This window comes from Pantoea sp. ACRSB (assembly GCF_022346905.1).
Lineage (GTDB): Bacteria > Pseudomonadota > Gammaproteobacteria > Enterobacterales > Enterobacteriaceae > Pantoea > Pantoea piersonii.
On the sequence record NZ_JAKRNL010000010.1, the window covers coordinates 24,911 to 36,005 of the forward strand.

Annotated in this window: 12 protein-coding genes; 7 read left to right on the forward strand and 5 right to left on the reverse strand. The window is 56.2% G+C overall.

Annotation, left to right across the window (positions count from 1 at the left end; translation table 11 throughout):
• The first annotated feature begins 74 nt into the window (after nt 1-74).
• Complete coding sequence (gene tldD / locus MHZ89_RS20505) at nt 75-1,520, forward strand: metalloprotease TldD (protein WP_120455064.1); 1,446 nt, start codon at nt 75-77, stop codon at nt 1,518-1,520.
• Nucleotides 1,521-1,551: 31 nt separating this feature from the next.
• Here the strand turns inward: tldD and aaeR are convergent, their stop codons facing one another.
• The gene (gene aaeR / locus MHZ89_RS20510; protein ID WP_311784488.1) at nt 1,552-2,469 is read right to left on the reverse strand and encodes an HTH-type transcriptional activator AaeR; all 918 of its coding nucleotides are present in this window, start codon (nt 2,467-2,469) and stop codon (nt 1,552-1,554) included.
• 271 nt (nt 2,470-2,740) lie between these two features.
• On the opposite strand from aaeR, the gene aaeX reads away from it, so the two are divergent.
• The 5 genes from aaeX (at nt 2,741) to MHZ89_RS20535 (ending at nt 7,742) form a co-directional block, all read left to right on the forward strand.
• Nucleotides 2,741-2,944, forward strand: coding sequence for a p-hydroxybenzoic acid efflux pump operon protein AaeX (gene aaeX, locus MHZ89_RS20515; protein WP_123802514.1), 204 nt, complete (start codon nt 2,741-2,743; stop codon nt 2,942-2,944).
• 7 nt (nt 2,945-2,951) lie between these two features.
• A complete protein-coding gene (aaeA, locus tag MHZ89_RS20520; protein ID WP_120455060.1) occupies nt 2,952-3,884 on the forward strand; it encodes a p-hydroxybenzoic acid efflux pump subunit AaeA in 933 nt (310 codons plus the stop codon).
• Between the two features lie 11 nt (nt 3,885-3,895).
• Nucleotides 3,896-5,851: a p-hydroxybenzoic acid efflux pump subunit AaeB gene (gene aaeB, locus MHZ89_RS20525; RefSeq protein WP_311784489.1), complete on the forward strand. Its 1,956-nt coding sequence runs from the start codon at nt 3,896-3,898 to the stop codon at nt 5,849-5,851.
• 111 nt (nt 5,852-5,962) lie between these two features.
• Nucleotides 5,963-7,423 carry an NAD-dependent succinate-semialdehyde dehydrogenase gene (locus MHZ89_RS20530; protein WP_311784490.1) on the forward strand — a complete coding sequence of 487 codons (1,461 nt, stop codon included), beginning with the start codon at nt 5,963-5,965 and terminating at the stop codon, nt 7,421-7,423.
• 49 nt (nt 7,424-7,472) lie between these two features.
• Nucleotides 7,473-7,742, forward strand: coding sequence for a barstar family protein (locus MHZ89_RS20535; RefSeq protein WP_311784491.1), 270 nt, complete (start codon nt 7,473-7,475; stop codon nt 7,740-7,742).
• Between the two features lie 59 nt (nt 7,743-7,801).
• Here the strand turns inward: MHZ89_RS20535 and yhcN (MHZ89_RS20540) are convergent, their stop codons facing one another.
• The 4 genes from yhcN (MHZ89_RS20540) to argR all read right to left on the reverse strand — a co-directional run bounded on the left by yhcN (MHZ89_RS20540) (nt 7,802) and on the right by argR (nt 9,727).
• Complete coding sequence (gene yhcN / locus MHZ89_RS20540) at nt 7,802-8,065, reverse strand: peroxide/acid stress response protein YhcN (RefSeq protein WP_033754807.1); 264 nt, start codon at nt 8,063-8,065, stop codon at nt 7,802-7,804.
• 95 nt (nt 8,066-8,160) lie between these two features.
• Complete coding sequence (locus MHZ89_RS20545) at nt 8,161-8,427, reverse strand: YdgH/BhsA/McbA-like domain containing protein (protein WP_120455051.1); 267 nt, start codon at nt 8,425-8,427, stop codon at nt 8,161-8,163.
• Between the two features lie 91 nt (nt 8,428-8,518).
• Nucleotides 8,519-8,782 carry a peroxide/acid stress response protein YhcN gene (yhcN, locus tag MHZ89_RS20550; RefSeq protein ID WP_120455050.1) on the reverse strand — a complete coding sequence of 88 codons (264 nt, stop codon included), beginning with the start codon at nt 8,780-8,782 and terminating at the stop codon, nt 8,519-8,521.
• A 474-nt stretch (nt 8,783-9,256) separates the two neighbouring features.
• Nucleotides 9,257-9,727 carry a transcriptional regulator ArgR gene (argR, locus tag MHZ89_RS20555; protein WP_103794479.1) on the reverse strand — a complete coding sequence of 157 codons (471 nt, stop codon included), beginning with the start codon at nt 9,725-9,727 and terminating at the stop codon, nt 9,257-9,259.
• Between the two features lie 421 nt (nt 9,728-10,148).
• Here argR and mdh point away from each other — a divergent pair, with 421 nt between their 5' ends.
• Nucleotides 10,149-11,087, forward strand: coding sequence for a malate dehydrogenase (gene mdh / locus MHZ89_RS20560; protein WP_311784492.1), 939 nt, complete (start codon nt 10,149-10,151; stop codon nt 11,085-11,087).
• Nucleotides 11,088-11,095: the final 8 nt, after the last annotated feature.

Sequence of the window (11,095 nt, forward strand, 5' to 3'; positions counted from 1 at the left end):
CGCAGAGCCAAAAGGCTCTGACGCAGAATGAGTGCGACCCCCTCATTATCCGAGCATAAAACGAGCGAGATACGATGACTCTGAACCTGGTAAGTGAGCAGTTGCTAACTGCTAACAATATTAATCAGCAGGACCTGTTTTCCCTGTTAGGGCAGCTTTCAGAACGTCGTCTGGATTATGCCGATCTCTATTTTCAGTCCAGCTTCCATGAATCCTGGGTGCTGGAAGACAAAATCATCAAAGACGGCTCCTGGCATATTGACCAGGGCGTCGGCGTGCGCGCCGTCAGCGGCGAAAAAACCGGCTTTGCCTATGCTGACCAGATTACCCTGAACGCGCTGCGCCAGTCAGCGGAAGCGGCACGCAGCATTGTGCGCGAACAGGGCAACGGCAAGGCGCATACGCTGTCGAACGTGATGCATCGCGCGCTCTATCAGCCGATTAACCCGCTCGACAGCCTGACGCGCGAGGATAAAATCGCCCTGCTGCAGCGCGTGGACAAAGTGGCACGCGCCGCAGACGCGCGCGTGCAGGAAGTTAACGCCAGCCTGAGCGGCGTCTATGAGCAGGTGCTGGTCGCGGCGACCGACGGTACGCTGGCGACGGATGTGCGCCCGCTGGTGCGGCTCTCCGTCAGCGTGCTGGTGGAGGATCAAGGCAAACGCGAGCGCGGCGCCAGCGGCGGTGGCGCGCGCGTCGGCTACGAGTTCTTCCTCGCCGATGAAAACGGCGACGTGCGCGCCGACGCCTGGGCGAAAGAGGCGGTGCGTATGGCGCTGGTCAACCTCTCCGCCGTGGCCGCGCCAGCGGGCACGTTGCCGGTAGTGCTGGGCGCAGGCTGGCCGGGCGTGCTGCTGCACGAAGCGGTAGGCCATGGCCTGGAGGGCGATTTCAACCGCCGCGAAACTTCGGTATTCAGCGGCAAAATGGGCCAGCTGGTGGCGTCAGAGCTTTGCACCGTAGTCGATGACGGCACCATTGAAGGGCTGCGCGGTTCGCTGGCGGTGGATGATGAAGGCGTCCCTGGCCAGTACAACGTGCTGATCGAAAACGGCGTGCTGAAAGGCTATATGCAGGACAAACTCAACGCACGTCTGATGGGCGTCGCGCCGACCGGCAACGGCCGCCGCGAATCCTATGCGCACCTGCCAATGCCGCGTATGACCAACACCTATATGCTGGCAGGTAAATCGACGCCGCAGGAGATTATTGAAAGCGTCGAGTATGGCCTTTATGCGCCTAACTTTGGCGGCGGCCAGGTGGACATCACCTCTGGCAAATTTGTCTTCTCGACCTCAGAAGCCTATCTGATTGAGAATGGCAAAGTGACGAAACCGGTGAAAGGCGCCACGCTGATCGGTTCCGGCATTGAGGCGATGCAGCAGATCTCTATGGTCGGCAACGATCTGGCGCTGGATAAAGGCGTCGGCGTGTGCGGCAAAGAGGGGCAGAGCGTGCCGGTCGGCGTCGGCCAGCCGACGCTGAAGCTGGATAAGCTTACCATCGGCGGCACCGCCTGATACCCCTGACAGCCCGCCATCAGGCGGGCTGTCAGCTTGCGCGGTGCTGTTTATACTGCTCCGCTACCTGCTGGAAATATTCAGTCAGATAGTCGATACAGACCTGCACCTTAAGCGGCAGCTTATCTTTTTCGGTATAGAGCGCATAAACCGGACGCGGATCGGACTGATACTGCGGAAAAAGGATATCGATTTCGCCCGCGTTAATCTCTTCAATCACCCACATCATCGGTACGTAGGCGATGCCGTTGCCAGCTTTCAGCCAGCGGATCAGCGTCAGCGAGTCGTTGGTGACAAAACGTCCCTGCGGCGACAGGCGCGTAACCAGCCCTTCGGGCGCGATCAGCTCAAAGTTATTATCCGGACGAACGCTATATTCAAGCCAGGCGAAGTTATCGACGTCGGCCGGTTTCTCCGGCGTGCCGTGTTGCTGCAAATAGCTTTTCGCCGCGCACACCACCATCGGCATCGCGCCGAGACGGCGAGAAAACAGGCTGGAGTCTTTCAGCGCGCCGACGCGGATAACCAGGTCCAGCCCGTCGGCGATCAGATCCGGCGCCGGGATGCCTGCAACCAGGTTCACGCTCAGACCGGGATACTCACGCAGCATATTGCTGGTCATCTCCGCGAGAACGTTTTGCGCCATCGTCGAGGAGCTGCCGATACGCAGCGTGCCAATCGGCGAGTTATTGAAAGCGTAGAGCTGCTCATGCACCTGCGAGGCTTCAGCCAGCATACGGCGGCAGCCCTGATAGTAAATTTTCCCCGCCTCGGTCAGGCCGATACTGCGCGTGCTGCGGTTAAGCAGCTTAATCTGTAGCTCATCTTCCAGTTTCGCCACAATCTGACTGATAGACGAAACGCTGAGGTGAAGCTGGCGCGCGGCGGCGGTAAAAGAACCTAATTCAACCACTTTGGCGAAAATGGACATGCCCTTCAGTCGTTCCATTATTACTCTGATTAAAAAGTGATTTAGCTCACAATCTGTAGAAAACGTATAGTCAGGCGCGTTACTATATGCGCGCCCGGGTATTTCCCGGTGATTCGCTTTTGCCCGGGAAGGGTTAAGCCAGCCTGCTGTAAAACGTCTGTTGCTGCCCGATGATACGCTATTATTTACTCAGCAGTGGTTCGGATGCTGCCATCCGCCACCAACTCGTTGCGGCTTGCAGCCCGGCAGGCTAAGGATCATCCCGGCAAGGTCGTACTAAGGATCCCTGATGAGTGTGCTTCCGGTTTTTGTTGTATTTGGGCTCTCTTTCCCGCCCATTTTCATTGAATTAATCGTCTCGCTAATGCTGTTCTGGTTAGTGAAACGCCTGCTGACGCCAAGCGGGATTTACGATCTTGTCTGGCATCCGGCGCTTTTTAACACGGCGCTCTATTGCTGTGTGTTTTACCTGGTATCCCGTCTATTCATCTGAGGTTTAAGTGAAATCGCTAATAAGAAAAATCGCGCGTTACGCGATTACTATCCTGCTGGTCATCATCGCTGTGGTTATCATCTTCCGCGCCTGGGTGTTTTATACCGAGTCGCCGTGGACGCGTGACGCTAAATTCGCTGCGGATGTCGTGGCTATCTCGCCGGATGTGACCGGCCTGATCACTGACGTGCCTGTACATGACAACCAGCTGGTGAAAAAGGGCGACACCCTGTTTGTGGTGGATCGTCCGCGTTATCAAAAAGCGCTGGATCAGGCGCAGGCTGACGTCGAATATTATCAGGCGCTGGTAAGCGAAAAACGTCGTGAAGCGGCGCGCCGCAACCAGCTGGGCACCTCGGCGATGTCGCGTGAAGCGATCGACCAGGCGAACAACGATCTGCAAACCACAGAACATCAGCTGGCGAAATCGATCGCCACGCGCGACCTGGCGAAAATCGATCTGGATCGAACCGCCATCACTGCGCCGTCCGATGGCTGGGTGACCAACCTCAACGTCTATGAGGGCGAATTCATTACGCGCGGTTCGGTCGCGGTGGCGCTGGTACAACAGCACTCCTTCTATGTGCTGGCCTATCTTGAAGAGACCAAGCTGCACGGCGTCGAGCCTGGCTATCGCGCGGAAGTGACGCCGCTCGGCAGCAATGTGGTGCTGCGCGGCACCGTTGACAGCGTCGCGGCTGGCGTAACCAACAGCAGCAGCTCGGTGGACAGCAAAGGCATGGCGACCGTGGACTCTAATCTGGAGTGGGTACGACTGGCGCAGCGTGTGCCGGTGCGCATCCGTCTCGATCAGCAGCCTGGTAACCGCTTCCCGGCGGGCACCACCGCAACGGTAGTGATCACCGGGCAAAACGACCGCGCCGATACGCAGACTTCGCCAATGGCGCGTCTCTTTAATCGCCTGCGTGAGTTTGGTTAAGCGGGGCCGATATGATCGAGTTCCTGCGTTTCCCGGTCAAGCTGACCTTCGCGCTGGTAGCGGCGCTGCTGATCGGCTTTCATCTCAACCTTGAAACGCCCCGCTGGGCGGTGATGACCGCCGGCATCGTCGCCGGCGGCACCGCTTTCGTCGCTGGCGGCGATCCCTATTCTGGCGCGCTGCGCTACCGCGGCATTTTGCGTATTATCGGCACCTTTATTGGCTGTATCGCTGCGCTGACCATCATGATCGCCACGGTGCGCGCGCCAGTGGTCATGCTGCTGCTCTGCTGTCTCTGGGCGGGAGTCTGCGTCTGGCTCTCCTCGCTGATCAAGGTCGAAAACTCCTACGCGCTGGGCCTGGCGGGCTATACCGCGCTGATTATCGTCGTGACCTCAGACGCCAGCGGCGGGCTGACGCTGGCGCCGCAGTTTGCGGTAGAGCGCTGTAGCGAGATTGTGCTCGGCATCCTCTGCGCCATCCTGGCTGATATGATCTTCTCGCCGCGCTCCATTAAAAAGGTGATCGACAATGAGGTCGACTCGCTGCTGGTAGCGCATTACCGCCTGCTGCAGCTCTGCGTCGCGCATGAAGATAAAGAGGAAGTCGATAAGGCGTGGAGCGCGCTGGTGCGCCGCACCTCGGCGCTCGGTACCATGCGCGGCCAGCTGATGATGGAGTCCTCGCGCTGGCAAAATGCTAACCGCCGCCTGCAAATGCTCAACACGCTTTCGCTGACCATGATTACCCAGGCGGCGGAAACCTTTCTGATCCAGAACGCCCGTCCGGAATATATTCCGCCTCAGTATCGCCTGCTGATAGAAAAGGATGTGGAAAACGTCGCCGACGTGCACAGGCGCATGAAGGTCATGCGACGGGTCATCGGCGCCAGCAGCGACGGCAAAGCACCCGTGACGCTGGCCAGCTGGGTCGGCGCGGCGACGGAATATTTGCTGCTGCTGAAGGGCATTAAAAGCAACAGCCGCATTACTGCGCTGGAAGAGAGTATTCTTGAGCGCGAAGTAGTGATCCAGGCGCGTTCCGCTGAAACGCACCATGCGATGATTAACGGCATCCGCACCTTTGTCGCCACTGCGCTCGGCTCACTGTTCTGGCTCTATACCGGCTGGACATCCGGCAGCGGCTGCATGGTAATGCTGGCGGTGATCACCGCGCTGGCGATGCGCGTGCCCAATCCGCTGATGATGGCGAAAGACTTTCTCTACGGCATGACCGTAGCGGTGCCACTCGGCGCGCTCTATTTTATCGTTGTGCTGCCGAATACGCAGCAGAGCGCGCTGCTGCTCTGTATCGCCATCGGCCTGCTCGGTTTTATTGGCGGTATCTTCGTACAGCGTCGCCAGATCGGCACCCTCGGCGCGCTGATCGGCACTCTTAACGTGCTGGTGCTCGATAACCCGATGAAATTCCAGTTCAACGCTTTTCTCGACAGCGTGCTGGGGCAGGTAATCGGCTGCTTCGTGGCGATGATGGTGATCCTGCTGATCCGCGACAAATCGAAAGCGCGTACCGGACGCAAGCTGCTTAATCGCTTTATGTATGCGGCGGTTTCGGCGATGACGACCAACCAGGCGCGCCGCCGCGAAAACCATCTGCCTGCGCTTTATCAGCAGCTGTTTATGTTGCTGAACCTGTTCCCTGGCGATATCGATAAATATCGCATCGCGCTGACGCTGATTATCGGCCACCAGCGGCTGCGCAATGCGGCTGTGCCGGTCAATGCCGATCTGTCGGCCTTTCACCGCCAGCTGCGCTACACGGCAGATCGCGTGGTTTCGGCGCGCAGCGATGAGAAGCGTCGACACTATTTCGAACAGCTGCTGGCGGAATTTGACGTCTACCAGCAGAAGCTGGTGCAGTATGATGCGCCGCTTAGCGTCACCGAGCCGGTGAAGCGTCTCGCCGATATGCTGAGCAAATATCAGAACACCCTCATCCAAATCTGAATCTGGCCGCTGCCCCCCGCAGCGGCCTTCTCAATGCCACGCCTTCACTAAAACGCCTGCTTTTGCCATCTATACTTTTCTGACAGGAAAAGAACTGACAGGAGCGAACCTATGACGACCACACTGCACGACAGCGAGCTTTTTCAGACCGGCTATCTGGCCGACGGCGAGTGGCGCCGCACCGCCGCTACCTTTGATGTGTTAAATCCGGCTACGGGCGAGGTGTTGGCCGCCGTCGCGAAAGCGGGAAAAGCCGAAACCGAACAGGCGATCGCCGCAGCCGAACGCGCCTTTCCCGCCTGGCGCGCGCAGACAGCCAAAGCGCGCTCGGAAATCCTCTATCGCTGGTATCAGCTAATGATCGAGAACAAAGCCTGGCTGGCGCAGTTGATGACCGCCGAACAGGGTAAACCGCTCAAAGAGGCGGAAGGCGAAGTGGAATACGCTGCCAGCTTTATTCAGTGGTTTGCCGAACAGGCGAAGCGCGCTAACGGTGAAATTATTCCGCCAGCCAAACCTGGCTCGCGCATTCTGGCGACGCGCGAGCCGATCGGCGTAGTGGCCGCAATTACACCATGGAATTTTCCTATGGCGATGTTAACGCGCAAACTCGGCCCGGCGCTGGCGGCGGGCTGCACCGGCATTATCAAACCCGCTAACAACACCCCGCTGAGCGCCTTCGCGCTGCTGGCGCTGGCGAAAAAGGCAGGCGTGCCGGATGGCGTGCTTAACGCGGTGGCTGGCGATACGCACGCGATCAGCGATGCGATTATGGCGAGCAAGGCGGTACGGAAAATTTCCTTCACCGGATCGACCCGGGTTGGCAAGACGCTGGTGCGCAACGCCGCCGAGACGATGAAAAAGGTGTCGATGGAGCTGGGCGGCAACGCGCCCTATATCGTTTTTGAAGATGCGGATATTGACGCGGCGGTGAAGGGCGCTATCGCCAATAAATTCCGCAATGCTGGTCAGGTCTGCGTCAGCGTTAACCGCTTCTATATTCATGACGCCGTTTACGATCGATTCGTGAATCAGCTGGCTGAAGAAGTGAAAAAGCTGAAGGTGGGCAACGGGGTAGAAGAGGGCGTGGTAGTAGGCCCGCTGATTGAGGCTTCCGCCGTGGATAAAGTGGAAGAGCACGTTAAAGACGCGAAAGCCAAAGGCGGCCGGATCGTTACCGGCGGCGAGCGCCATGCGCTGGGCGGCAACTTCTGGCAGCCGACGGTCATCGCCGACGCGCACGAAGAGATGAAGCTGGCGCAGGAAGAGACATTCGGACCGGTAGCGGCCTGTTTTCGTTTTAGCGATGAGGCGGAGGTTATTCGCCGCGCCAACGACACCGAATTCGGACTGGCGGCTTATTTCTATACCCAAAACCTGCAGCGCGTTTTCCGCGTTTCGGCCGCGCTGGAAAGCGGCATGATTGGCATCAACGAGTGCGCGGTATCGACCGAGCTGGCGCCGTTTGGCGGCGTTAAAGAGTCGGGGCTGGGACGAGAAGGTTCAGTGCTTGGTCTGGAGGAGTATCTGGAAGTCAAAGCGCTGCATATCGGCGGCCTGAGCGAAAGTTAACGCGCGGGCGGCTCCGGCCGCCCGGTAAGGAAGGACAGGAGCCTTCACTATGAAAACCGAGCGTTTCGACTTTAACGAGATTGTCGACCAGTCGCATTTTTTTCGTCAGTTTAGCGAGCGCTTCGCTCTGAATGCGCACCGCATCAGCGATCTGGACGCGTTATGGGACGTGCTCACCGGCAATGAACTGCCGATGCCGCTGGAAGTTGAATTTATTCATCTTGGAAAGGGGCAGAAGCGGCGCTATGGCGCGCTGATACTGCTCTTTGACGAGGCGGAAGAGGAGCTGGAAGGCCAGCTCCGCTTTAATATTAAGTAACCCGACAAAAAGGGCCCCGACAAGCGGGGCCAAGGGGTTCGTCAGTAGTTGACGAGGAATTACTTATAAAGTTCGGCAGTGAAGTGGTAGCTGTCGCCAGTGCGCGCTTCGATCACTTTATAGGCGCTGGCGCCTTGTTCATCGGCTTTCTGAGAAAGCTGCGCGCGATAATCCATCGGCGAGCCGGCTGTACCACTGATGGTCACTGTTCCCGCAGGCTGCATATTCTGGGCCTGATCGCCGGTAATCAGCTGCGCTGCCTGAGCGCCAAATGCGATTACGGAAAGCAGGCTAACAGTTGCGATGGTTGTTTTGATTTTCATAATTTATCTCCTCATTACAATCAACAACCTGCGGTTGGCATAAGTATGCGGGTCGTCGATATAGCCAGGCGTCGCATGGGCGCCCGATCGGTTAATTATTTATAAAGCTCAGCCGTGACGTGATAGGTATCGTCCTGGTTATTCTCGATGATGCGGTAGTGGCTGGCGCCCTGCGCATCGGCTTTCTGAGAAAGGGCCTGGCGAATATTGGTCTGGTCGCCGTCATGGCCGCTGATGCTGATGGTCTGGTTCAGCGGCTGCAGCGTTTCGGCCTGTTGATTTGATACCAGGCTGGCTGCGCTGGCGCCGAACGACAGGACGGCAGTCAAACTTGCTAAGGCAATAATGGATTTGGTTTTCATGGTCTACTCTCCTGAATTCATCGATTAGGCACCCGATGCGCAATGTGCGCTTCAATAAGGTCGCCGTTACAACGTTGTCTGGTTAACGAACTTATTTATAAAGCTCGGCAGTAGCGTGGTAGTTGCCATTGTTATAGGCCTCAATAACACGGTACGCGCTGGCACCCTGCTGCTCTGCTTTCGCATTGAGTTCGTCATTGATTTGCGCAGGAGAACCGGCTACGCCGCTTACGCTTACTGAACCGATAGACTGCAGATTTTGCGCCTGCTGCGAGTTAACAGATTCTGCTGCAAATGCGCCAAATGACAGTGCTGATAGAATACTCAGGGTTGCGATAGTAGTTTTAACGTTCATATATATTTCCTCGTCGTCTGTTTTTGTCTTTTTGTTTGGTGTGATTTGCGTCACGAAAAGAAGTATAGAACTAATAACGTCTGAAATTAATACCTGCCTAATAATGTTTAGTTGTTATTCTTTATCCTTATGACTCATTTTTATTCTTTAAAGTTATAAAAAATGGATAAAAAGTGACCATTGCCCCTTAAATGCTTTTAAAAACAAAATGGTAAGTGACTTTATCTTTTTGTGCGAAAAGGGGTGGTGAAAGTGGCTGGTTATTGATTTGGATCTGGGTATTGTCGCTAATTGCGTAGTGTAAAGCAGCGTAAAATAGCGCAAAAGGTTAAGCGGGCCAAAAGGTATGACCAACGTTAGCAGCGGCAACAGCAGCGAAATGAATAAGGCAACTAGCGGAATTAGCAGGGAATAAAGGGGTTTTATCGCGCGGGAGGCGCGACCAGCAGCGCGGATTGCCGGTCGCGTATAACCTTAAAGTTCCTGTTCAAACACCGTCAGAAGGGCGCTATGCAGTTTCCTGACGGTAAAGGCGCGCGCTGGCGTTATAAAAATCGTGTCGTCACCAGCGATAGTGCCGAGAATACCTTCCGCTTTGCCCAGTGAGTCAAGCAGGCGGGCAATCAGCTGCGCTGCACCAGGGCTGGTGCGAATCACGATCAGCGCATCGTTATAGTCGATATCCAGCACCAGGTTTTTTAACGGGCTGGTGGTTGTCGGCACGCCAAGTTCCGCAGGCAGACAGTAAACCATCTCCATCTTGGCGTTGCGCGTGCGCACCGCGCCGAATTTAGTCAGCATACGAGAGACCTTCGACTGATTGATATTGTCGAAGCCTTCTTCCTGCAGCGCCTGCACAATCTCGCCTTGAGAACTGAATTTCTCTTGTTTCAATAAGGCTTTAAACGCTTTGATCAATTCGTCTTGTTTTGATGGGTTTCGCATAAGCTACCAGTAAAGAAAAATGCCGAACGCCCGCCGACGGCAGATAAATTATTATGCATATGAATGAATTTTTATGCAATTGATCGATGAAGCAGGCAGGCGCCGCGTATTGCGGGCGCTCATGATAACAAAATTTTCTGCACAGACCAAAAACGGTACGGGTGTGGTAAGCGAAGGTTGCGGAATTGTTATACAATTGAGGTGTACTGAATGCATAGCTATCACGGCCGTGCTCTATCTGCTATCGACATCGTTGTCGGTCATTCAGGCGCGTTGTGCTGACAAAGTAGCAGCCCATAAGATTAAGTGCTGCGGCACGCATAATTAACAGTGGGTTTGTCATCGTCTGAGAAGTTGATTCAGGTCTGGACACAGATGGAAATTCGGCTCTACTCTGCCCCACCTTAATAAGGAGTACAGAATGAAAGTTGCCGTTCTTGGCGCTGCTGGCGGAATCGGTCAGGCGCTCGCCCTTCTGTTAAAAACCCAGCTTCCTGCGGGTTCCGAACTCACGCTCTATGATATCGCGCCGGTAACGCCTGGCGTGGCGGTGGATCTCAGCCATATTCCTACCGCCGTCAAAATCCAGGGCTTTAGCGGCGAAGACGCGACGCCTGCGCTGCATGGCGCGGACGTTATCCTCATCTCGGCGGGCGTAGCGCGTAAGCCGGGTATGGATCGCGCCGATCTGTTTAACGTCAACGCAGGGATTGTGCGTAACCTTATCGAGCAGGTGGCGCAAACCGCCCCTGAAGCGCTTATCGGTATTATTACCAACCCGGTTAACACCACGGTAGCGATCGCTGCTGACGTGCTGAAAAAGCATGGGGTGTATGACAAAAATCGTCTGTTCGGCGTCACTACGCTGGATATTATCCGCGCAAATACCTTTGTCGCCGAACTGAAAGGCAAACAGCCGAATGAGGTTGAGGTGCCGGTGATTGGCGGTCACTCCGGCGTCACTATCCTGCCTCTGCTGTCACAGGTGAAAGGGGTGAGCTTCAGTGACGAAGAGGTCGCCAGCCTGACGAAGCGTATTCAGAATGCGGGTACGGAAGTGGTCGAAGCGAAAGCGGGTGGCGGTTCCGCGACGCTGTCGATGGGCCAGGCGGCAGCACGCTTCGGCTTATCGCTGGTACGCGCGCTACAGGGTGAGGCGAACATCGTCGAGTGCGCCTATGTAGAAGGGGATGGCGAGTATGCCCGCTTCTTCTCGCAGCCGCTGCTGTTGGGCAAAAAGGGTATTGCGGAGCGACGCGCCATCGGCTCGCTCAGCGAGTTTGAACAGCAGGCGTTAAACGGCATGCTGGAGACGTTGAGAAAAGATATCGCGCAGGGCGAAGAGTTTGTGAAGCAGTAAACGCGCCG

Excerpts from the sequence above, each read along its gene's own strand:
- MHZ89_RS20530 (WP_311784490.1), top strand. The coding sequence starts at position 5,963 with ATGACGACCACACTGCACGACAGCGAGCTTTTTCAGACCGGCTATCTG.
- aaeB (WP_311784489.1), top strand. The coding sequence starts at position 3,896 with ATGATCGAGTTCCTGCGTTTCCCGGTCAAGCTGACCTTCGCGCTGGTA.
- aaeR (WP_311784488.1), bottom strand. The coding sequence starts at position 2,469 with ATGGAACGACTGAAGGGCATGTCCATTTTCGCCAAAGTGGTTGAATTA.
- argR (WP_103794479.1), bottom strand. The coding sequence starts at position 9,727 with ATGCGAAACCCATCAAAACAAGACGAATTGATCAAAGCGTTTAAAGCC.
- yhcN (WP_120455050.1), bottom strand. The coding sequence starts at position 8,782 with ATGAACGTTAAAACTACTATCGCAACCCTGAGTATTCTATCAGCACTG.
- mdh (WP_311784492.1), top strand. The coding sequence starts at position 10,149 with ATGAAAGTTGCCGTTCTTGGCGCTGCTGGCGGAATCGGTCAGGCGCTC.
- MHZ89_RS20545 (WP_120455051.1), bottom strand. The coding sequence starts at position 8,427 with ATGAAAACCAAATCCATTATTGCCTTAGCAAGTTTGACTGCCGTCCTG.
- tldD (WP_120455064.1), top strand. The coding sequence starts at position 75 with ATGACTCTGAACCTGGTAAGTGAGCAGTTGCTAACTGCTAACAATATT.
- MHZ89_RS20535 (WP_311784491.1), top strand. The coding sequence starts at position 7,473 with ATGAAAACCGAGCGTTTCGACTTTAACGAGATTGTCGACCAGTCGCAT.
- aaeX (WP_123802514.1), top strand. The coding sequence starts at position 2,741 with ATGAGTGTGCTTCCGGTTTTTGTTGTATTTGGGCTCTCTTTCCCGCCC.
- yhcN (WP_033754807.1), bottom strand. The coding sequence starts at position 8,065 with ATGAAAATCAAAACAACCATCGCAACTGTTAGCCTGCTTTCCGTAATC.